At 59.4% G+C, this 20,597-nt stretch carries 18 protein-coding genes and 3 tRNA genes; 13 read left to right on the top strand and 8 right to left on the bottom strand.

Annotated features, from left to right (window positions below):
* The first annotated feature begins 49 nt into the window (after window positions 1-49).
* The 7 genes from SIC17_RS00585 to SIC17_RS00555 all read left to right on the top strand — a co-directional run bounded on the left by SIC17_RS00585 (window position 50) and on the right by SIC17_RS00555 (window position 2,806).
* Window positions 50-124, top strand: a tRNA-Glu gene (locus tag SIC17_RS00585).
* 91 nt (window positions 125-215) lie between these two features.
* Window positions 216-716, top strand: coding sequence for a 6-pyruvoyl trahydropterin synthase family protein (locus SIC17_RS00580; RefSeq protein WP_291895472.1), 501 nt, complete (start codon window positions 216-218; stop codon window positions 714-716).
* Window positions 717-1,109: 393 nt separating this feature from the next.
* Window positions 1,110-1,634: a cold-shock protein gene (locus SIC17_RS00575; protein WP_291895471.1), complete on the top strand. Its 525-nt coding sequence runs from the start codon at window positions 1,110-1,112 to the stop codon at window positions 1,632-1,634.
* A 77-nt stretch (window positions 1,635-1,711) separates the two neighbouring features.
* The gene (locus SIC17_RS00570) at window positions 1,712-2,266 is read left to right on the top strand and encodes a DUF192 domain-containing protein (RefSeq protein ID WP_412546071.1); all 555 of its coding nucleotides are present in this window, start codon (window positions 1,712-1,714) and stop codon (window positions 2,264-2,266) included.
* A 39-nt stretch (window positions 2,267-2,305) separates the two neighbouring features.
* Window positions 2,306-2,382: transfer RNA gene (locus SIC17_RS00565), tRNA-Pro, on the top strand.
* A gap of 30 nt (window positions 2,383-2,412) precedes the next feature.
* The gene (locus SIC17_RS00560; RefSeq protein WP_291895467.1) at window positions 2,413-2,718 is read left to right on the top strand and encodes an ETC complex I subunit; all 306 of its coding nucleotides are present in this window, start codon (window positions 2,413-2,415) and stop codon (window positions 2,716-2,718) included.
* Between the two features lie 11 nt (window positions 2,719-2,729).
* Window positions 2,730-2,806 (top strand) — tRNA-Arg (locus SIC17_RS00555).
* 1 nt (window position 2,807) lies between these two features.
* Here the strand turns inward: SIC17_RS00555 and metC are convergent.
* Genes metC through SIC17_RS00540 form a run of 3 tightly spaced genes read right to left on the bottom strand, consistent with a single transcriptional unit; the run spans window position 2,808 to window position 5,790 of the window.
* A complete protein-coding gene (gene metC / locus SIC17_RS00550; RefSeq protein ID WP_412546070.1) occupies window positions 2,808-3,965 on the bottom strand; it encodes a cystathionine beta-lyase in 1,158 nt (385 codons plus the stop codon).
* 2 nt (window positions 3,966-3,967) lie between these two features.
* Window positions 3,968-4,804 carry a sulfurtransferase gene (locus SIC17_RS00545; protein ID WP_412546069.1) on the bottom strand — a complete coding sequence of 279 codons (837 nt, stop codon included), beginning with the start codon at window positions 4,802-4,804 and terminating at the stop codon, window positions 3,968-3,970.
* Window positions 4,792-5,790, bottom strand: coding sequence for a cysteine synthase A (locus tag SIC17_RS00540; protein ID WP_412546068.1), 999 nt, complete (start codon window positions 5,788-5,790; stop codon window positions 4,792-4,794). Before SIC17_RS00540 ends, SIC17_RS00545 begins: the two co-directional genes overlap by 13 nt.
* Before the next feature lie 77 nt (window positions 5,791-5,867).
* Here SIC17_RS00540 and SIC17_RS00535 point away from each other — a divergent pair, with 77 nt between their 5' ends.
* Complete coding sequence (locus tag SIC17_RS00535; protein ID WP_291895458.1) at window positions 5,868-6,476, top strand: DUF6134 family protein; 609 nt, start codon at window positions 5,868-5,870, stop codon at window positions 6,474-6,476.
* Here SIC17_RS00535 and SIC17_RS00530 read toward each other — a convergent pair.
* Entirely contained in the window at window positions 6,473-7,855 is a 1,383-nt protein-coding gene (locus tag SIC17_RS00530) for a cryptochrome/photolyase family protein (RefSeq protein ID WP_412546067.1), read from the bottom strand. The two genes, SIC17_RS00535 and SIC17_RS00530, sit on opposite strands and share 4 nt — an antisense overlap.
* A 100-nt stretch (window positions 7,856-7,955) precedes the next feature.
* Between SIC17_RS00530 and kdsA the strand changes: the two genes are divergently transcribed.
* Complete coding sequence (gene kdsA / locus SIC17_RS00525; protein ID WP_291895453.1) at window positions 7,956-8,804, top strand: 3-deoxy-8-phosphooctulonate synthase; 849 nt, start codon at window positions 7,956-7,958, stop codon at window positions 8,802-8,804.
* A 7-nt stretch (window positions 8,805-8,811) separates the two neighbouring features.
* Here the strand turns inward: kdsA and SIC17_RS00520 are convergent, their stop codons facing one another.
* Complete coding sequence (locus SIC17_RS00520) at window positions 8,812-10,008, bottom strand: DUF3089 domain-containing protein (protein ID WP_291895451.1); 1,197 nt, start codon at window positions 10,006-10,008, stop codon at window positions 8,812-8,814.
* Window positions 10,009-10,150: 142 nt separating this feature from the next.
* Here SIC17_RS00520 and SIC17_RS00515 point away from each other — a divergent pair, with 142 nt between their 5' ends.
* On the top strand, window positions 10,151-10,816 hold the full coding sequence (locus tag SIC17_RS00515) for a DUF502 domain-containing protein (RefSeq protein ID WP_412546066.1): 666 nt from the start codon (window positions 10,151-10,153) through the stop codon (window positions 10,814-10,816).
* On the opposite strand, the gene recG is transcribed toward SIC17_RS00515, so the two are convergent.
* On the bottom strand, window positions 10,803-12,887 hold the full coding sequence (recG, locus tag SIC17_RS00510; protein WP_412546065.1) for an ATP-dependent DNA helicase RecG: 2,085 nt from the start codon (window positions 12,885-12,887) through the stop codon (window positions 10,803-10,805). The genes SIC17_RS00515 and recG overlap by 14 nt on opposite strands.
* Before the next feature lie 75 nt (window positions 12,888-12,962).
* Between recG and SIC17_RS00505 the strand changes: the two genes are divergently transcribed.
* Both SIC17_RS00505 and mfd read left to right on the top strand, forming a co-directional pair.
* A complete protein-coding gene (locus tag SIC17_RS00505) occupies window positions 12,963-13,256 on the top strand; it encodes a succinate dehydrogenase assembly factor 2 (RefSeq protein WP_412546064.1) in 294 nt (97 codons plus the stop codon).
* A gap of 9 nt (window positions 13,257-13,265) precedes the next feature.
* Window positions 13,266-16,751 carry a transcription-repair coupling factor gene (gene mfd, locus SIC17_RS00500; protein ID WP_412546063.1) on the top strand — a complete coding sequence of 1,162 codons (3,486 nt, stop codon included), beginning with the start codon at window positions 13,266-13,268 and terminating at the stop codon, window positions 16,749-16,751.
* Here the strand turns inward: mfd and SIC17_RS00495 are convergent.
* Window positions 16,748-18,064: a response regulator gene (locus tag SIC17_RS00495; RefSeq protein WP_412546062.1), complete on the bottom strand. Its 1,317-nt coding sequence runs from the start codon at window positions 18,062-18,064 to the stop codon at window positions 16,748-16,750. The genes mfd and SIC17_RS00495 overlap by 4 nt on opposite strands.
* Window positions 18,065-18,159: 95 nt before the next feature.
* On the opposite strand from SIC17_RS00495, the gene SIC17_RS00490 reads away from it, so the two are divergent.
* Window positions 18,160-19,254 (top strand): CaiB/BaiF CoA transferase family protein, encoded by a 1,095-nt coding sequence (locus SIC17_RS00490; RefSeq protein ID WP_291895444.1) that lies wholly within the window; start codon window positions 18,160-18,162, stop codon window positions 19,252-19,254.
* Here the strand turns inward: SIC17_RS00490 and SIC17_RS00485 are convergent.
* Window positions 19,251-20,474, bottom strand: coding sequence for a pentapeptide repeat-containing protein (locus tag SIC17_RS00485; protein WP_412546061.1), 1,224 nt, complete (start codon window positions 20,472-20,474; stop codon window positions 19,251-19,253). The genes SIC17_RS00490 and SIC17_RS00485 overlap by 4 nt on opposite strands.
* Window positions 20,475-20,597 lie beyond the last annotated feature (123 nt).

The raw sequence follows: 20,597 nt of genomic DNA, 5'->3' as shown, positions 1-20,597 counted from the left end.
CTTGCAACCCGGTCCAAGCTTTTTTATACGACCGCTCTCACATCGCTGCGCTCCCTTCGTCTATCGGTTAGGACGCCAGGTTTTCAACCTGGAAAGAGGGGTTCGATTCCCCTAGGGAGTGCCAACGATGTGGATTTTACCCCTCCATGCCTGATATTCAGACCTGCCCCTGTGTTGAACCCACAGGGTGAGGGCTTTGCAATCGGATCACGACCATGGCGCATCTTTCGACCAAGACCTACGGCAATGAACGCGGGCTGTCCTGCACGTCCCGGCAGTGGGCTGCGGAGAGCGATTGTCACTTGCTGCACGGCTATTCCTTCGGCTTCCATTTCGTGTTCGCTGCAGAGCAGCTGGACAAGCGGGGCTGGGTGCTGGATTTCGGGAAGGGTGGTTTCGGGCAGATCCGCGACTGGCTGCATGAAATGTTCGATCACACGCTTCTTGTCGCAAAGGATGATCCGGAACGCGAAGCGCTGGTCGCGCTGGGCGAACGCGGCATTGCGAGAGTTCGGGTGGTTGAGGGCACGAGTTGTGAGCGCGTCGCAGAAATGACCTTCCACAAGGCCAATGAGATCGTGCAGACCTTGACCAAAGGTCGATGCTGGGTTGAGTCGGTGGAGTGTTCAGAACACGGCTCCAATAGTGGAATTTACCGATCCACCGAAGCACAGGTTCGACTGATTGAAGCAGACAGGCTGAGAAATAACCTCTGAAGCGAATAGAGAGCGATTCTTCTGCAAGCTTCGATTCGCGTTAGCGATACAATCGCCTGGATTACATACCCTCGCAGGTGCGAAATTTGCGTTCTACACTCGCCGAAAAGGTGAAAATTAACGAACGCGCCTCCCCACGGTGTGACTTTTCCACAGAAATCACTCGCCTGAGAGGAGAAAAAAGCAGATGACCGAAAGTTCATGCAACTCGCACCTTATAGGGGGGTGAACAGTGCTCACTCACCACATATTGTGTTAATGATGCTGAGAATGGCTCTCAGTCGCTAGATGTAGCGGATGCAAAATGCAACAGAATGGGTGATTCACCTTCTCTTAACATTTGAAATTGTGTAGAACTATTCGCTCGAGGGTTGTCTAAGCGAGCAAAAAGTTATGGTTCTAGCTCATGAAGTTTTCGACGACGCGGAAGTGCTTCGTCTCGAGGGTCGCGTGAAATGGTATGATCCGGCGCGCGGTTATGGTTTCATTGATGCGGTAGACGGGCAGGGCGATATCCTGCTCCATGCGAGTTGTCTCCGACGATACGGACAAGGTCCGGCTCTTCCCAATGCGACAATTGTTTGCAAAGCGGTCAAGGGTGCCAAAGGGCGCCAGGCGATCGAGATTGTCGAAATGACGGGAGGCGACGCCGAAGCTCCGGTTCGTCCACGACGTTTTCATCCCGGCACCGCGTCCTCAGCTCCTTTCTGCAATGCTGTAGTCAAATGGTTTGATGCGCTGCGTGGATATGGCTTCGTCACCTGTGACGAGGTTGAGGGGGATGTCTTCCTGCACGCGGCGACGCTGCGACGGGCAGGTCTAGACGAGGTCCAGCCGGGTGAGAGTCTGCAGGTCCGTTGCGTAGAAGGGCCGAAGGGCGCTTTGGCGGCGGAAATCAAAAACGTGGCACACGCCTGATCTTTTGCTGCAATGCGCGGTGAATTGCGCGCATCGAATGATTGCGTTGGCCGGTAAGCCCGGATAGCGTGCCGACCATGCGCATTCTGATATCATCCCTTCTTGTCTCGGCCTTTGCTGGCGCTGCTGCCGCACAGGTTGATCCGTCCGCCCAGGACACCGTCATAGAATTTGGCGGCCCTGAGAGCGTCATCATCGCCACTGCTGAAAACGAGCACGAATTTGTGGTCGAACTGGCCGAAACGCCGGAACAGATGCAGCGTGGCCTGATGTGGCGAGAGACGCTGGATCCGGGCGCAGGCATGCTGTTCCGCTATGATCCGGTTCGTCCGGCGTCCATGTGGATGGAAAACACACTCATTGCCCTGGATATCGTCTACGTTGACGAAGATGGCGTGATCGAGAAGATCATCGCCTATGCCCAGCCGCAATCGCGCCGCAGTCTGAGTGCTGACACGGATGTCGCAGGCGTGCTCGAACTGGCAGCCGGTCGCGCGGTTGATCTGGAAATCCGTCCGGGCGACATCGTTCGACACCGCTTCTTCGACAACACTGAAACGATCGCTGAAGAAGCTGTTGACGAGGCTGCCGAAACCGAGACTGCAGAGGAAACGGTTTCTGACACTCAGTAGGCTTGCCTTAAGAGCCGACCGCTTACATAAGGGCAATAACGGGGCGTAGCGCAGTCTGGTAGCGCACCTGGTTTGGGACCAGGGGGTCGCAAGTTCGAATCTTGCCGCCCCGACCATTGTCGGAACCCGTCCGAGGGGAGAGCTGAATGTTTGCGAAGATCTACCGTCCGACCAAGAATGCAATGCAATCCGGTCGCGGCAAACTCAATACATGGCTTCTCGAATTCACGCCGTCCATGGCGCGCAGACCCGATCCGCTGATGGGGTGGACCTCGACGAAAGACACCAAGACCCAGGTCCGTCTCAAGTTCGACAACAAGGATGACGCGATTGCCTATGCCAAGCGCCAGGGCATTCCCTTCCAGGTCAGCGAGCCACAGCAGGCCAAGCGCTATGTGAAGTCCTATGCGGAGAATTTCTCCGCGGACCGCAAACAGCCTTGGTCTCACTAGTCCCTGAATGTGCCTCCGTAGCTCAACCGGATAGAGCGCCCGCCTTCTAAGCGGATGGTTGCAGGTTCGAGTCCTGCCGGGGGCGCCACTCAGCTGTGCGCTGCAACCGCGGCAAATCCCTTTTCAAGATCCATGATCAGATCCTCCGGGGCCTCCATACCAATGGCCAGGCGGATCAATGCGCCGTCATGTCTGGCCTCGGTGGCTGAGCGACGGATCTGCGGATCGCAATGGATGGCGAGACTCTCAAAACCGCCCCAGGAATATCCGATCCCGAAAATTTCCATCGCATCGAGGAATATCTCACTGTCAGCCACGCTCCAGCCTGGAAGCTCGAAAGAAAACAGCCCAGCGCTTCCGGTGAAGTCCCGCTTGAAGAGTTGGTGTTGGGGATGATCGCTGCGGGCGGGATGACGGATGGCACCGACTTCGGCGCGCGCGGATAACCAGTCTGCTATGTCAAGCGAGCTGGTCGCGCTGCGCTGCATGCGAAGTTCGAGCGTGCGCAGCCCTCGAACCGCCAGGTAGGCGTCATCCGGCGCAGCGTAAAAACCCATGCCCCGTTCAGTGGTTTGCAGTCGTTGGCCAAGTGCCTCGGTGCGGGCCACGACAGCCCCCAGCATTACGTCGGAATGCCCGGCGACGTATTTTGTGAGGGCCTGCGCAGCCAGATCGATACCGATTTCAAGCGGCTTGAGCGTGAGGCCGGCGCTCCAGGTGTCGTCGATGATCGTGGTGACGCCCTTGTCCTGGGCGATACGGGCAATCGCTTCCAGGTCTTGCAATTCCATGGTCAGCGAACCCGGGCTTTCCAACAAAATCGCCTGGACGTCACCATCCAAGTGATCGCCTATTTCGTCAGTGATATCAGGTGCTACGAAGCGGGTCTGAATTCCATATCTCGGCGCGATATTCCGAAGGAAGCTGCGCACGGGGCCGTAGATATTGTCTGCTGCCAGCACGGTTCCGCCGGCCTCGACCACGGTCAGGATGGAGAGGATGTTGGCCTGGAGGCCTGAGCTGGTCAGGGCACAGAAGCTGCCACCCTGCAGATCCTGAATCGCTTCACGCAAAGCCTGCTGCGCGGCCAGACCGACCCGGCCATAATGCGGCCGTCCGGGCGGGGCGTCATAGAGTTCGCCAGCGCTTGGCGCAAGAACGGTGGAGCCGCGTTCGATGGCCGGATTGACCAGACCTGTTTCATGGGCAGGCCGACCGATGCGGGTCAGGCGCGTGGCGTCTTTCATGGTCAAGCTCCGGTGCCGGTTTCGACAGGAAGGTCATCGCGGCTGCCCCATTGCGACCACGACCCGTCATAAACCCGTGAATGCACGCCCTTTTCCTCAAGAGCAAGCGTCAGGATACACGCCGTGACACCGGAACCACATGTGGTAATGACCGGCTTGCTGTCGCCGGCAAGGAAACTGGGCGGGAGCTTGTTCACATCAAGGGCGCCGGTTTCATCCATCAGTTCGCCGAAAAAAAAGTTGGTGGCGCCGGGCATATGGCCGGGACGCATGCCGGGGCGGGGCTCCGCACCGGACCCGGAGAAGCGTTGCGGGCTGCGGGCATCGAGTATTCTGTGATCACGCGCGTCGACGGCCGATTTCATGGCTTTAATGGAAGCGATCCGCCTATCGTCCAGCTGCGCCTGGTAATTGGCGGGCCCCGCAGGCCGTGCCAGCGTGTCAGCGCTCGGTCCACCCGCGGTCATCCAGGCCGGCATACCGCCATTGAGGACTGTAATATTCGCGTGCCCCATAGTCTTGAACATCCACCACACACGCGGAGCCGTGAAAACGCCCATCCTGTCATAAACCACGAGGCGGGTGTTGGTGGAGATTCCAAGGGCGCCAACCAGATGTCCGAAATCTCCGGCTGTCGGCAGGGTGTGAGGGAGGCTGGAATGAGCGTCTGCGATCTTGTCGATATCGAAGCCGATCGCGCCTTCGACGACCTGGTCCGTAAGTGGCTGCGGGCCACCGGGATAGGTCCAGGTTGCGTCCAGGAACAGCGTGTTGTCCTCGCCGTAAAAAGCGAGCGCGGCCTCAGCGGAGACGAGGTTGGGAAGCGTCAGCTCAGCCATGACGGTACCGGTAGCTCTTTTTCACGCAGGAAATCGGGATTGAACAGCTTCGACTGATACCGCGATCCATGATCGCACAGGATGGTCACGATGGTGTGGCCCGGCCCAAGATCGCGGGCCAGTCGCATCGCTCCGGCGATATTCACGCCAGCAGAACCTCCAAGGCACAGACCTTCTTCCTGCACCAGGTCAAAAAGGATGGGCAGCGCCTCATGGTCGGAAATCCGGTAGGCATGATCGACGACCACATCTTCCAGATTGGCGGTAATACGACTCTGGCCGATGCCTTCGGTAATCGATGTTCCATCCGCAGCAAGTTCGCCGTTGGCGTAATAGCCGTAGAGTGCGGCCCCGCCCGGGTCAGCGATACCGATCTGGATGTTCTTGTTCAGCGCTTTCAGTCCGCGCGAAACACCGCCCAGCGTGCCGCCCGACCCGACCGCGCAGATAAAGCCGTCCAGCTCGCCGTCGGTCTGATCCCAGATTTCCTGTGCCGTCGTTTCTGCATGAAAATCACGATTGGCCTGATTGTCGAACTGATTGGCCCAGATGGCGCCATTGGGTTCGCTTTCATTGAGCTCTTGCGCCAGCTGACCGGAATAACGCGCATAGTGAGCAGGATTGGAATAGGGCACCGCATCGACTTCGATCAGCTCGGCCCCGAGCAGGCGGATCGCGTCCTTCTTTTCCTTGGACTGGGTGCGCGGGAAGACGATCACGACCCTGTAACCCAGCGCGGCGCCCACCATGGCAAGGCCGATGCCGGTATTACCGGCGGTGCCTTCCACAATTGTCCCGCCGGGTTTGAGGGCTCCGGACTTTTCGGCGGCGCGTATAATCCCCAGCGCTGCGCGATCCTTGATCGAACCGCCCGGATTTAGGAATTCGGCCTTGCCGAGAATGGTACAGCCGGTCGCTTCGGACGCCTTGTTCAGGCGCAAAAGCGGCGTGTTGCCGATCAGGTCAATAACGGAGGTCGCGGTCATCAAAATCTCCCTGGATGAAGTCTGCATATAGGTGTTCTCAACGTGATCCAAATAGGCAGGAACTGCGTAATCTAGGTATGAGCATTCTTAGCCAGATACCCGTCATAGCTGCTGCCGTCGGCCTGTCGTCCGCGGAGGCTGAAACACCTGCAGATATTCGTTTCGAGGTCTACCGCAACAACTCACGCATGGGTGAACACGCGGTTGCGTTTTCAAGGACAGAGGCCGGTGATTTGCGAGTCGATGTTGATATCGATCTGGCGGTTCGCCTCGGACCCATCCCGGTGTTTCGTTACCAGCACGACGCGACGGAGTATTGGCGAGACGGTCAGCTCATCGCCATCCAGGCCGCCACATTCAGCGATGGAGAATGGAGCCGCTGGCAAGCCGCTCTGAATGACACAGATGGTGTGCCGCTAGCCGAGTTGCCGCCGTCCAGCCATTGGACACGCTATGATCCTGCGACAGTGGCCATCCTGAATACTGAAACCGGTGAGGCCATGCCGGTTGAAATCGTGTCGCTGGGTCTGGAAGCGTTTCCCACTTCAGCCGGAAGTGTTCAGGCAGAGCGCATTCGCATGACAGGCACGCTGACAGTTGATCTCTGGTACGATGCTGACGGCAACTGGGTGGGATGTGAATTTGAGGCTCGTGGCCAGCGAATTCGCTATGTCCGGGTCGGCTAGGACGGCAGTGATTTAAACGCCTCAAGCGCCCAGTTGCGGCGTTCCTTCAGATCAATAATCTCATCCGGGTAGGCACCAAAGCCTTGCGCGTGCTCCGGAACATAACGTCGGACATATGTCCCCCTGGGGTCGAATTTTTCTGCCTGGGCGAGAGGATTGAATATCCGGAAGTAGGGAGCTGCATCGGCGCCTGATCCGGCAACCCATTGCCATGATGCCGCGTTCACCAGTGTGTCCGCATCGACGAGCGTGTCCTCAAACCAGCGCATGCCCTGCTGCCAGTGGATGCCCAGGTGCTTGACGAGAAAGGATGCCGTGATCATCCGGACACGATTATGCATCCAGCCGGTTTGCCAGAGTTGACGCATGCCGGCATCGACAATGGGGAAACCCGTTTCACCTCGAGTCCAGGACCGGAATGCTGCCGAATCCTCCCGCCAGGGGAAATTGTCGAATTTGGCGTTGAAGTTCTCGTTACGCAGATCCCCAAAATGCCGGAAGAGATAGTAGGCGAAGTCACGCCAGCCGAGCTCCGCCTGGAACTTTTCGATTGCTCTTGCGGATACGCCGTTCACCTCGGCTTCGAGGCAGGCCTGCCAGACTGTGCGCGCTGACAGTTCGCCATGGGCCAGGCAAGGCGAAAGCCGAGAGGTGGTATCCAGATCAGGCCGATCGCGCTCTTCGGGATATCTGCCAAGGTCCTCGGACGTAAACTCAGCCAGGCGTGCCAGGGCATTTCGCTCACCGGGCTTCCAGGCAGCGCCGAACCCGGCCGCCCAGTTCGGTTCGGCCGGGCACAGATTCCAGCTGTCCAAATCCTCGCCTTCAGGCTGTTCGTCATGGACGCGCAGTGTCTCCGGAGCGGGCAGGGCACGTTCATGGCCGAGTGTCGGCTGCGCTGCCCGCCAAAAGGCCGAAAAGACCCTGAACGGATCTCCTTGCTTGTTGCGGATGGTGTCCAGCTGGGTCAGTGTCGTCGAGCGGAAGACCCTCGGCTGACAGCCCATTTCGATCAATCGGTGGGCCAGGTGCCGGTCACGCTCATCAATCCAGGGAATTTCCGTCTGGTTCCAGAACAGCTCCGCGACATTGAACTTCCGGACGAGGTGAGGGAGCAGGACAGAGGCTTCGCCGCTCAACAGGTGCAGTGTCGCGCCGAGCCGGGCGAGTTCCCTGGAGTGGGCCTTCAGTGAGTGATGCAGCCACCAATTGCTGGCTGCCCCGGGCGACAGGCTTACGCTCTGAAAGGCTTCCTTGATGTAGATGCAGATCAGTGGCCGACCGGAACGCACGGCGGCATGCAGTGCCGGGTGATCGGTGAGACGCAGATCTCGTCCGAACCAGACGATTGCCGGTTGTGTGGCTTCAGCTGTTGCCATGTTTGTCGCCAATGTTGATAAGAACACTAGCTTGTACGTTCATGTTTCCGGCTTGGATCATGAGCGTATCAAAGGCGTTATACGTTGACTGGAGAACACCATGAGCGAGCAGAATTCCACGATTCGCGTTCCGCGTCCGGGTCAGGATGCGATCGAGATCGCAAATGACAAACGCCTGGTCATGATTGCAGGACCGTGCCAGCTGGAAAGCCGTGAGCATGGCCTTGAGGTGTCCGCACAGCTGCGCGAGATCGCCGACCGTCTGGATGTTGGCATCATCTACAAAACCTCTTTTGACAAGGCCAATCGGACCAGCGCCTCCGCGCAGCGCGGTGTTGGCCTGGAAGCGGCTCTGCCGATTTTTCAGGAAATTCGCGAGACAAGCGGTTTGCCGGTGCTGACAGACGTTCACACCGCCGAGCAGTGTAAGATTGCCGCCGAGGCGGTCGATGTATTGCAAATCCCGGCCTTCCTTTGCCGCCAGACGGATCTGCTGCTTGCAGCAGCCAAGACGGGCAAGCCGATCAATATCAAGAAGGGCCAGTTCCTGGCGCCTTGGGATATGAAAAACGTCCTCGCCAAGGTTACCAGCGCGGGCAATCCGAATGTGATGTCCTGTGAGCGTGGTGCCAGTTTCGGCTACAATACGCTGGTGACGGATATGCGGTCCCTGCCGATCATGGCCGGGTTCGGTGCTCCGGTCGTGTTCGACGCGACCCACTCGGTACAGCAGCCGGGAGGTCAGGGCACGTCGTCTGGCGGCCAGCGCGAGTTTGTTCCGCATCTGGCGCGAGGCGCAGTCTCGATCGGCGTTGCCGCCGTGTTCATGGAAACCCATCCTGATCCGGACAATGCGCCGTCAGACGGTCCGAACATGGTTCCGCTGAATGAGTTTGAAGGTCTGGTCGCGCGACTGCTTGAATATGATCAGTTGACCAAGGGCTATTGAGCCGGGCTTAGAAACGGCGGCGGTCGGGGATCGGGATAACCGGAGCTTCCTCGACAGCTTCCGGATCTTCAAGGGGCGGTGCCCAGCGCCGCTCCTCTTCCAGAATCGTTGTCACGATCATGCTGCGACGCGCCGCATCCAGGCGCAGATCCTCGTAGAATAGATTGAACGGCGCGTAGAGGAAATCCTCCGCGATGCGGGAGGGTCTGCGTAACAGGCGCGATTCCGGACGTTCGATCAGCAACACGCCATCCGCACATTGCGCTCCGGTCTGCATGGGTAGCGGCGCAGGATTGGCATCGGCCGAAAACCCTGTCGCCGAGGCACCGCCGCGATGCATCCGTGCCGACGCATACTGGTTGGAGGGCGCCGCCAGCAGAGGATTCGTGCACAAAAGTCGCCGTTCCTCGACGAAATCCAGCTCCCCGCGGTGCGTCCAGCTCATGGATCGTTCAGTGAGTATACGTAAGCGGCGTATCTCGTCTTCCTCGGCATAGGAAAAGGAATAGATACACCGCACATCCTCAGGCGTATCGCAGGCGGGGATGTTTGCAAGCGGGCCCTCGAACAGATCCAGCGGGACAGGCGCGTCCAGGACATAGGCCGCGGAAAGTCTCGCCGTCAGAGCCTCATCCTGAGCGATGACGTCCATCGTGACGCGCAGCGCATGTAATCCACCCTGGCCGACACCGGCAATGATGATCGGGCGCTCTTCACCGACGTCGAGCAAGAATTGCCGGAACGCGGCTTCAACATCATGATAGGCAAATTCACGGGCAAGAACGCTGTCCTCACGATTGTTCATGAAAGTGTAGAGTGAGGCCTGCCGATAGCGCGGAACAAATAGCTCGCCGGAATCGGCAAATGGAGCCGCATAGTTGGGAATGACGACATGTTCGACTTCCGCATTGGCACTATATTTGTCCAGCTTGGCATTCCAATCGGCCCCGCCGGAATAAGTGGTGGGGTGGACGAAGAATACCGCTGGCGTCGAGTTGTCTTCGAAGCTTCCACGGATGAACCAGGCCTCCGCGCTGGCGTACACCGGCGCTGGCGGAGGTGTATAGGTCTGGTAGGGTTCACCCGGGTCTTGAAATGTCTGGAAGACTTGTTCGCGCAGCAACCACGCCGCCGCTCCGGTCAGGAGTACGGTGGCGGTGATGATTGTCACGACAATCCAGCGGGCGATGCGAAATGAACTCACGACCTCTCACTCCGAAACGAGTCGCTCCATGATCGCGGTCTCGCGCGGCATGTGCAACCGATTGGCGAGCGAGACGACATGTCCTATGCTCGCAAAGTTCGATAATACCCCCCGGTTATCGCGTGTCTCGGGATTTCAATGAATGTTACGCTGGTTACGCAACAGCTTTCTGACGGGAATCGTCATCGCCACGCCGCTGGGTGTGACGGCACTGCTGATCATTTCCTTTGTCGGTTATGTGGATCGGGTTGTGAAACCCATGATTCCGGCCCGCTATAATCCGGAAACCTATCTGCCCGGTGATTTTACCATTCCGGGACTGGGTGTTGCTATTGCAGTGGTCCTGCTGACAGCACTGGGTGCATTGGCAGCAAATATCTTCGGTCGTTCCATCATCCAGGTCGGCGAACGCCTGCTTGAAAGCGTGCCCCTTGTCCGCAATGTCTATGGTGCTCTGAAACAGATCGTTGAGACCGTGTTTTCCGGTAAGCAGAATTCCTTCAAGGAAGTCGTGTTGACCGAATACCCGATGAAGGGGCTCTATGTTGTCGCATTTGTTTCCGCGGAGGGTAACTCCACCCTGAAGGAAAAGATCGCCGATGACGTGATCGGCCTCTTTGTACCCACGACACCCAATCCGACTTCTGGTTTTCTGCTCTACACCTCACGGGCCAACACCATCCCGGTTGACATGTCGGTTGAGGAGGCGGCGAAGCTGATAATCTCTTTTGGCATGGTCACGCCGGACAAATTGCCCAGCGACGTTCAAGAGAGCCTGCCGGACGCGGTCAAGCCTAGCCAGACTTGAGAAGGCGGATACCGGTATCCTGTTCGAAGAGGTAGAGCAGCGTCCGCAGGGCTTCGCCTTTTTCACCCTCCAGCTGTGGATTGCTCTCCACGATGAGCCGCGCATAGTCATTGGCCACCGGGATCAGGTCCGCATGCGCCTCGATATCGGCCAGGCGATAATCGGGCAGGCCGCTCTGGCGCAGGCCTAGCGGATCGCCGGCACCACGAAGTCGCCAGTCCTCCTCGGCAATGGCAAAGCCATCATCCGTCTCGCGCATCATCTCCAGCCGGGCGCGCGCCGTTTCGCCCAGCGGCCCCTTGTAGAGCAGCATGCAGGATGATTCCCGGTCACCCCGGCCGACACGCCCGCGCAGCTGGTGCAACTGGGCCAGCCCGAAGCGTTCGGCATGTTCGATGATCATGATGGTCGCGTCCGGTGCATCAACACCAACCTCAATGACCGTTGTAGCCACAAGGATATCGATTTCGCCGGCCCGGAAGCTGGCAGCGATGCGCTCCTTCTCTTCCGCTTTCATACGCCCGTGCAAAAGCCCGATCCGGTCATCGCCGAGTGCCGCGCGCAGATGTCGCCAGCGATCCTCTGCTGCTGATAGTTCCGACACCTCGCTTTCCTCAACCAGCGGGCAGACCCAGTAGACCCGCTCGCCCTTCGCCACAGCACGGCGCACGCCTTCAACCATCTCGCCAAGACGGTCCATCGATACTAGGCGGGTTGTTGGCGGTTTCCGGCCGGCGGGTTTTTCATCGAGCTTGGACACATCCATGTCACCATAGACCGCCAGGGCCAGCGTGCGGGGTATGGGGGTGGCCGTCATGGCCAGCGTTTCGGGGCGATATCCCTTGGACGCCAGGCGCATACGATCTGACACACCAAACCTGTGCTGCTCGTCTATAACCACGAGGCCCAGGTCGCTGAACGAGACATCATCCTGGAAGAGGGCATGTGTTCCGCACACGACCATGGCGTCTCCCGATGCGATCTTCTCCAGCAGGGCCTTTCGAGACTTGCCCTTGTCCCGTCCCGTCAGGGTGATGACCTCGATGCCGACCGGTTCCAGCAATGCGGCGATGGTCTTGTGGTGCTGGCGCGCGAGAATTTCGGTAGGTGCCATGATGGCGGACTGGGCGCCGGCTTCAGCGACATGTGCGGCCGCCATGGCGGCCACGAACGTCTTGCCCGCTCCAACATCGCCGTGCAGTAGGCGTGTCATGCGCTCGGGCTGTTCCAGATCGCCGCGGATATCGCAATGGGCGCGTTCCTGGGCCCCGGTGGGCTTGAAGGGCGCGTGCTCAAGCATGGTCGCTACGTAACGGCCGTCCACCTTCATTTCCCGTCCGGCAACACGTTTGCGCTGGGCCCTGACCAGCTGCAAGGCCAGTTGTCGCGCCGTGAGTTCGTCAAAAGCCAGGCGCGAGCGCTCCGGCGTGTCCGGCGAGAGGCCTTCCGCGTCTTCCGGCCGATGCAGGCCGCGCAAGGCGTCCGTGAAGTCCGGCCAGTTATATTTCTGTTTCAGACCGGTATCGCACCATTCCGGAAAGCCCGGCAGGAGCGTCAGTGCCCCGTCCACGGCCTTGCGAACCGTTTTGGCCGTAAGGCCAGCTGTCAGTGGATAGACAGTTTCCAGTAGTGGCGTGGTTTCCGCCTCTTCCTCTGTGATCACCAGGTCGGGGTGAACCATCTGGATCTCTGATCCAAAACGCTCGATCTTGCCCGATACGATCCGAGTTTCCCCCTCGGGCAGCAGTTTCTTGAGGTAGTCGCCGCGCGCATGGAAGAAGACCAGGTGCAGGAAACCGGTCTGGTCGTACATGCGAACCTTGTAGGGCTGGCCCTTGCGACGCCCGGGAATATGCGTTTCGACGGTGGCCTGGAGCGTGATGATCTGGTCTTCCGGCGCGTCTGCAACGCTGGTCTTGTAACGTCGGTCAATCAAGCTGGATGGTTTGAGAAACAGCACGTCCTTGACACGCGGGCCCGAGACCTTGCCAAGCAGTGCCGCCAGCCGCGGGCCGATGCCGGGCAGGGCGGTTAGGTCCTGGAAGAGCGGAAAGAGAATCTCTGGGCGCATTGATCGCGAGTGTAGCGCTTGATTTCACACAGACCAGTGGTCGACGAGAGGCTCGAGCCGCACTATATGCACGCCATGACCGAAAGCACTGACATCAAGCGCAAGAAACTGCGTATCCGCGCCTGGCGACGTGGCTTCAAGGAAGCCGACTTGATCCTGGGACGATACGCTGACGCCAATCTGGACACGATGAGCGATGATGAGGTTGTCCTGTTTGAGCAATTGCTCGAGCAGGAGGATCAGGACATCTATGGCTGGATCATTGGTCGTGAACCGGTGCCGGAGGCGTTTCGCAACTCTGTCATGACCGCCCTGCAGGCCTTCAAAGTAGAAGATGATGCGCAATACGGCGACGGGCCGCGCATCTAAGAGACGAATATGACGGATCTTGATCTGATCGCCCGGGCGAGCGGAACGGCGCGTGTCTGTGGCGCGCCGGAAGGCCTCGATGCGCTGGTTTTTGCCGACGCAGCGCGTCTGCGCGGCGGTTTGAATGTCTTCATTGCCCGTGACGATTCGCGGGCGGCGGCGTTTGCGACGGCGCTTGAGTTCTTTGCTCCCGATCTGGAAATGCTGCGCCTGCCAGCCTGGGATTGCCAGCCCTATGACCGGATCTCGCCGTCACCGCGGCTCGCGGCCCGCCGTGCTGCTGCCCTGGCAAGCCTGGCCAATCATGATGGCAAGGAAAGCCTGCTGGTCGTCACCACCATCAACGCGATGGCCCAGCGGTGTCCGCCGAAAACCGTGCTGGCCGGGTCCCGCATCCAGCTGAAGCCGGGTCAGAGCGTGGATAATGACGCGCTTCTGCATCATTTCACCTCCAACGGATACGCAAGAGCCGCCACGGTGATGGAGCCAGGTGATTTTGCTGTGCGCGGTGGTGTGATCGATGTCTTCCCGCCAGACAGTGAGGAGCCGGTCCGTCTCGACTTTTTCGGGGACAGCCTGGAGAGCATCCGCACCTTTGATCCGGAAACCCAGCGCTCACAGAAACAGTTGAACGCCATCGAGTTCACGCCGGTCAGCGAAGTCATCATCGACGAGACGTCCATCTCGCTCTACCGCGGTGGTTTCGTGAAAAGTTTCGGTGCAGTTCAGCGGGATGACCCGGTTTATCAGGCCGTGAGCGAAGGCGCGCGCCCTGCCGGTGTCGAACACTGGTTGCCGCTTTTTTATCCCGAAGTGGTCACGGCTTTTTCTTATCTGCCTGAGAACACACTCGTCGGCGTGGATGCGCTGGCGCATGAAGCCTTCGATGAGCGTGTCGAGCAGGTAAAGGACTATTTCGAAGCTCGCCAGCTGGCGGCGGATGCGTCCCACAGTTCCAGCCTGTCCGCCTCGACCTATCGCGCGCTGGAACCCGATGCGCTTTATCTCACCCGGTCAGACTGGGACGCAGCCCTGGCAGACCGGGCCGTGCGCAACTTCACCAGTTTTGTGGAGCCGGGCGCCAATACGGTTGATGCCGGGGGCAAGCAGGGGCGGGTTTTCGCTGCGGAGCGTGCAGCGGAAAACACCAATGTGTTCGATGCCACCGCGAAACATGTTCTCGAGCTCAAAAAGACCGGAAAACAGGTCCTTCTCGCCTCCTGGAGCCTTGGTGCGTCCGAGCGTATGGCCAGTGTGCTCGGTGATCACGGGCTCAAGAATATCAAGCTGTCCGACAACTGGCAGGATGCATCGTCCGGACCGAAAATCGGTCGGGTTGTTCTGCCGATTGAACGAGGGTTCGAAACCGAGAGCCTGGTGGTCATTTCCGAGCAGGACATCCTCGGCGACCGCCTCGCCCGTCCGCGCAAACGCAAGAAAACCGCTGATGTTATCGTGGAGGCGGGCAGCCTCGCACCTGGAGATCTGGTGATCCATGCCGATCACGGCCTTTCGCGTTTCATCGGCTTGAAAACACTACCGGTCCAGGATGCTCCGCACGACTGTATACAGTTGGAATATGCCGGCGGATCAAAGCTCTATCTGCCGGTCGAGAATATTGAGCTGCTTTCGCGTTATGGCGCAGAGGCCGAAAATGCCCAGCTCGACAAGCTGGGTGGCGTCGCCTGGCAGGCGCGCAAGGCCAAGGCCAAGAAACGTCTGCGCGACATGGCGGATGAACTCATCAAGATCGCTGCCCAGCGGCTGTCACGCAAGGCGACGGTCATTGACGGTTCCGGTGGCATGTATGACGAATTCTGCTCGGCCTTTCCCTACGCGGAGACAGATGACCAGCTCAACGCGCTGGACGATGTGCTGGGCGACCTGACCAAGGGGCGCCCGATGGACCGCCTGATCTGCGGTGATGTTGGGTTCGGCAAGACCGAAGTGGCGTTGCGGGCGGCCTTTGTGGTGGCGATGAGCGGGCAGCAGGTTGCTGTGGTGGCTCCAACCACCTTGCTGGCGCGCCAGCATTTCAAGACGTTCTCGGAACGATTCCGTGGCTGGCCGGTGAAGGTTCGGCAATTGTCACGCCTGGTGGGGGCAAAGGAAGCCAAGGCGACCCGGGAAGAATTGCGCGACGGCAAGGTCGAGATCGTCATCGGCACGCACGCTCTGCTCGCCAAGACAGTCAAGTTCAATGATCTGGGCCTGCTGGTGGTAGACGAGGAACAGAATTTCGGCGTCAAGCACAAGGAAACGCTCAAGGCACTGCGAGCAGATGTGCATGTCATGACGCTGACCGCGACACCGATCCCGCGAACGCTGCAGCTGGCCCTGACCGGGATCCGGGACCTATCCATCATCGCCACGCCGCCGGTCGACCGACTGGCCGTGCGCACCTATGTGACGCCGTTCGATTCTGTCACTGTGCGCGAGGCCCTGCTACGGGAGAAGTATCGCGGCGGACAGGCTTTCTTTGTTGTGCCGCGAATATCCGACCTGGATGATATCGCCAGCTTCCTGCGCGAGAGTGTGCCGGAAGTGTCCTTCGTGATTGCGCATGGTCAGATGGCCGCCGGTCAGCTGGAAGACATCATGACGGCCTTTTATGAGGGCCGGTATGACGTCCTGCTTTCCACGACGATTGTTGAATCAGGAATTGATATCCCGACCGCCAACACGCTTGTCATTCACCGTGCGGATCGGTTTGGCCTGGCCCAGCTCTACCAGCTGCGGGGCCGGGTCGGTCGCTCCAAGACACGTGCCTACGCCTATTTCACAACATCCGCCAATCGCAAGCTGACCGATGGCGCGGAACGGCGTCTCAAGGTCCTGCAATCCCTCGATTCACTTGGTGCCGGATTCAGCCTGGCGTCGCACGATCTCGATTTGCGAGGTGGCGGCAATCTTCTGGGCGAGGAACAGTCCGGTCATATCAAGGATGTGGGCGTCGAGCTTTATCAGTCCATGCTCGAGGAGGCCGTTGCTTCACTGCGCGGTGAGGGACAGGATGAGGATGACGGTGAATGGTCACCGCAGATCAATGCCGGCGGTGCGGTGCTTATCCCGGAAGACTATATCCCGGATCTGGATGTGCGCCTGCAGCTCTATCGCCGCCTGTCTTCGCTGGAGGACAAGGCCGCACGCGAAGGGTTCGCCGCGGAGCTGATCGACCGTTTCGGACCGCTTCCCAAGGAAGTCGAAACATTGATGCGGGTGGTCGCCGTGAAAATGCTCTGCAAGCGCGCAGGCGTGGAAAAAGTGGATGCCGGTCCCAAGGGTGCCGTCATTCATTTCCGCAAGGACCGTTTCATCGACCCGCCATCTCTCATCGCCCACATCAGTGCCAATCCGGGGCTGTTCAAGGCACGCCCGGATCACAAGCTTGTGCTGCGCGCAGGCTGGGATGAGCCGGAAGATCGGTTGCGGGCGATCGAAAAATCGATGACACCCCTCGCTGAAATTGCTGATCGAGCGCGTGAAGCGGGCTAGGCCCGAGCGACAAAGGCATTACGGGATTGCAGCTGGCGAATACCGCGTTCGATCATGCCTTCAGCGGTCTCGGCCGGGCGAGGCATGATACACTCCGAGCGCACGTGCAGCCTGAAGGGGTGCAAGGGGTCCTCGCTCTCGAATGCCGTGCATTCAGCGATGGCAGAGACCCGAGCCGCGACAGCGGAGACACCTTCTTCTTCGGTAAACGGCAGCAAGGCCAGGAAAGTATCGGCATTCACCCGGCAGGCTGCATCCTCGCTGCGCAGGAGGTGGCGCAACATGGCGGCGAACTGACGGCGGGCTTTTTCAGCAGAGAGATCATCCGGGCGTTCGATTCCCTCGGGCAGGTCTGTGTTCAGGATCAGGGCGCTGAAACTGACTTCACCGCGATCATGATCATTGATCATGTCCTGCAGGTGCGAGGTCAGAAAACCGGCGTGGAAAAGGCCGGTATCGATATCCAGCGTGCGCGGTTCACGGCATGCTTCCAGTGCCGCCTTGGCGTCGCGCCTGCGCCGACGTTCCGCGGTCAGCGTCAGGATGCGGTCGCGCATCTCTTGATCCGATGTCTGAGCACTGATGATATCGGACACGCCGCGGGCAAACGCCTCGTCGGCCGTTTCGTGATTGGTGTCTCGTGTCAGCAAGAGAACCGGTGTGTGATAGAGGCGGGCATTGCGGCGCATGGCCGAGCTGATTGTGAACGCCGCATCCGCCTTGTCGTTGGCATTGAGAACCACGGCGTCAAAGCTGCGCTCGTGCAGATAGTCAAAGGCCGAATAGGAGGAGAAGGCGGCGACCACCTCGACATTGTCAGCTTCCATTATGTGCTGGAGACTCATGAAGCGAGGCGAGGCATCCCCGACATATAGCACGGAGCTGCGCGCTTCCGGCCGGGCGACGAGTTCGGGCCTTTCGCCATAAAGTGCGTTGACACTGGCGCGGCGCTTGGCAATGGCTTCCATCGAGTGCAAGCGGAAGAGGGATCGTGCTCGCGCAGCGACCTGGGCCGGTAGCGCCGGTTCAGGCACCCAGGCATCGACCGCAGCAATCTCGGCCAGCGAGGACGGGCCGATCGCGATGATCGGGCGATCACCAAGGGCAAAACTTTCCAGCGCTTTGCGATGGGCATCAAACTCTTCCGGATCCGCCGCGAAGATCACGCCGCACGCAAAGGCACGGCTGGTCGCGGACTGGGGTGTGTCGGAACGCACGATGCGTACGCGCATCGCGAGTTTTTCCATCGCGTTGGCAAGTTCCCCCGTTTGATCCGCTGGACCAATCAGCAGGACGTCGAGTTCACGCCCCATTTGTCCCCCTGGCGTCCGCATCCACACAATCCTGTTTCTTGAGTTTCTCACAAATGCCACGATCCCCAAAACGAAGAATCGTGAGGTTGGTCTCAATGCAAGCACAAGGTCCTCTAAAAGGCGTTAAAATCGTCGAATTCGTCGGTCTGGGCCCGGCACCATTCGCAGCGATGTTGCTTTCCGACATGGGAGCGGACGTCATCCGTATCGATCGTCCCGGCGCGTTCGGGACGGGTGCAGCGGATGTTCTGGCGCGGGGAAGGCGCTCCGTAGCCCTGAACCTCAAGGACGAAACCGACCAGGCCCGTTGCCGCGCACTCGTCGGACAGGCGGACATCCTGCTTGAGGGCTACCGGCCCGGGGTTATGGAGCGGCTTGGTTTTGGTCCCGATGACATGCTGAAGCTCAATCCCGCTCTTGTTTATGGTCGAATGACTGGATGGGGACAGTTCGGCCCACTGGCTCACGCGGCCGGGCATGACATCAACTATATTTCTCTCAGCGGGGCTCTCGGAGCCATCGGCACGGCCGAGACGCCCGTCGCTCCGCTCAATCTGGTCGGGGATTTTGGCGGAGGCGCGCTCTATCTGGCGATGGGGGTGCTGGCTGCAATGCACCATGCCCGCGCCAACGGTCAGGGGCAGGTTGTCGATGCTGCGATTGTGGACGGTTCTGCCTCACTTATGGCCTCGCAATACCAGTTGATGGCATTGGGTTTATGGAAGACGGAACGCGCCGCAAACCTGCTCGACGGAGCGGCCCATTTCTACTCGATCTATGAATGCGCGGACGGTCGGCATATCTCGCTGGGCCCGCTGGAGCCGGAATTCTATGCGCTTTTCTGTGAAAAGGCCGGAATTGATGCGGGTACGATTCCGGCAGACTGGAGCGGAAAGAACTGGGCAGAGGCCAAATCCGTGTTCGAAGCGCTGTTCAAGTCCCGGTCTCGCGATGAATGGTGTGAATTGCTGGAAGGCACGGATGCCTGTTTTGCGCCTGTTTTGACCTATGAGGAAGCGCACAAACATCCGCACATGGTTGAGCGTGGAACATTCCAGAGCGTGGAAGGCGTGATGCAGCCATCGCCGGCGCCGCGCTTTTCGCACACACCGTCTGCAATCCAGGGTGCCGCGTCACAGCCCGGCGCTGACACGGCGGATGTTCTCAAGGACTGGGGTGTGGAGATCTAGGCGCGAATAACATCGGCCAGGTCTGCGGCGGCGAGCGTCGTGGCCTGTTCGTCCGATATGCGGGCATAGGCGAAACATGCGCCCGTGGCTGCAACGCCATTGAGCTGTGCGCCTTCCCAGAGTGTGTAGCGACAATCCGCATTGGCCAGGTTGGAAGGCAGGGACCGTCCAGCGCCAAGTGTGAGGCTGTCCAGACGCGCGCCACGCAAATCGGCATGGGAGAGATTGGCGCCACTCAGGTCTGCACCACGAAGATCGGCATCACGCAGGTCACAGCCACGCAAATCTGCCTGGACCAGTTTGGCGCCCTGCAAGGCGATATCGCGCATGTCCATGCCGGAAAAATTGGCCCCATGGGCCTGCATGGCCGTCAGCTCTCGTTCGCGCAGATCACCGACTTCGCGCATGTCCATGCCCTTGAAACTGGCCGGAGCGCCGTCTTTGCCCTGGGTGCGACAGAGCTTTTCATGATCGCGCAGTTTGGAGGTGAGGGGGCGGGGGTCATTATCGGGCTCGAAGCCGTTTGTGGCCTCTTCGTCGAGTTCTCCTGTCAACATGCCGGAGGTTATGGCCTGGGCAAGCTTGAGATCCTTTTCCAGTGCACCGCGCATGTCAGCATCGGTCAGATCCGCACCGGACATGTCTGTCGCCGTCAGGATGGCGCGCTGCATGACGGCGTTTTTCAGCTTCGCGCGTAGCAGGCGGGAATTGTTGAGATTGGCGTCGGAGAAATCGGCGCCCTCGGCTTCCACGCCTGCCAGCCGCGCATGTGAAAAATTCACTCCGCCAAGCCGGGCATTGCCGAGTTTTGTTGACTGGACCGAAGCTGTAGGCGTGCCTTCACTGCCGATAGCGGGCAGGCGTGCCAGTTCGCGAAAATCGGCATTCTGGCATTGCGATGCAGACAGGTCCGCCTCGCTCATGTCACAGCCACGTAAGTCGGTATCATCCAGATTGGCGCCGATCAGCCTCGCACCAACAAGCTTTGCGCCCGAAAAATTGGCACCCCGCAGATCCGAGCCGGACAGGTCAGCACCCGACAGGTCACAATCCGCGAAACTCGCATCCTGAAGATCGCGATTGGTCAGCACCAGCCGGCTGAGGTCCTCGCCATCAAAACGCGCAAAACCACCGCCCGAGCCGCTGAGTGCTCGCGCGTGTTCATCGCAGATACGGTCGATTTCCTGTTGCCGGTCGGGGGCGTTGGCTGTGGCAGGCAAGGTCAGTCCTTATGGGCTTTGCGGCAGCCTATGTGATTTGCTCTGGAAGTCACAAGGGGTCAGGCGCAAATAATTCAAATTGTTGTAGAAAATCCCATTCATTTTTGTTCATCCAGGGTTCAG

Origin of the sequence: Maricaulis sp. MIT060901, from assembly GCF_047123815.1 — a bacterium.
In the GTDB taxonomy this organism is placed as follows: Bacteria; Pseudomonadota; Alphaproteobacteria; order Caulobacterales; family Maricaulaceae; genus Maricaulis.
Note: the sequence above shows the minus strand (reverse complement) of the source record. Positions and strands in the feature narration are given on the sequence as shown.

Coding starts and splice junctions, on each gene's coding strand:
- SIC17_RS00535 (WP_291895458.1), top strand. CDS start 5,868: ATGAGCATTCTTAGCCAGATACCCGTCATAGCTGCTGCCGTCGGCCTG.
- SIC17_RS00490 (WP_291895444.1), top strand. CDS start 18,160: ATGCAAGCACAAGGTCCTCTAAAAGGCGTTAAAATCGTCGAATTCGTC.
- SIC17_RS00530 (WP_412546067.1), bottom strand. CDS start 7,855: ATGGCAACAGCTGAAGCCACACAACCGGCAATCGTCTGGTTCGGACGA.
- SIC17_RS00560 (WP_291895467.1), top strand. CDS start 2,413: ATGTTTGCGAAGATCTACCGTCCGACCAAGAATGCAATGCAATCCGGT.
- mfd (WP_412546063.1), top strand. CDS start 13,266: ATGACGGATCTTGATCTGATCGCCCGGGCGAGCGGAACGGCGCGTGTC.
- metC (WP_412546070.1), bottom strand. CDS start 3,965: ATGAAAGACGCCACGCGCCTGACCCGCATCGGTCGGCCTGCCCATGAA.
- recG (WP_412546065.1), bottom strand. CDS start 12,887: ATGCGCCCAGAGATTCTCTTTCCGCTCTTCCAGGACCTAACCGCCCTG.
- SIC17_RS00505 (WP_412546064.1), top strand. CDS start 12,963: ATGACCGAAAGCACTGACATCAAGCGCAAGAAACTGCGTATCCGCGCC.
- SIC17_RS00570 (WP_412546071.1), top strand. CDS start 1,712: ATGCGCATTCTGATATCATCCCTTCTTGTCTCGGCCTTTGCTGGCGCT.
- SIC17_RS00540 (WP_412546068.1), bottom strand. CDS start 5,790: ATGACCGCGACCTCCGTTATTGACCTGATCGGCAACACGCCGCTTTTG.
- SIC17_RS00495 (WP_412546062.1), bottom strand. CDS start 18,064: ATGGGGCGTGAACTCGACGTCCTGCTGATTGGTCCAGCGGATCAAACG.
- SIC17_RS00545 (WP_412546069.1), bottom strand. CDS start 4,804: ATGGCTGAGCTGACGCTTCCCAACCTCGTCTCCGCTGAGGCCGCGCTC.
- SIC17_RS00580 (WP_291895472.1), top strand. CDS start 216: ATGGCGCATCTTTCGACCAAGACCTACGGCAATGAACGCGGGCTGTCC.
- SIC17_RS00575 (WP_291895471.1), top strand. CDS start 1,110: ATGGTTCTAGCTCATGAAGTTTTCGACGACGCGGAAGTGCTTCGTCTC.
- kdsA (WP_291895453.1), top strand. CDS start 7,956: ATGAGCGAGCAGAATTCCACGATTCGCGTTCCGCGTCCGGGTCAGGAT.
- SIC17_RS00515 (WP_412546066.1), top strand. CDS start 10,151: ATGTTACGCTGGTTACGCAACAGCTTTCTGACGGGAATCGTCATCGCC.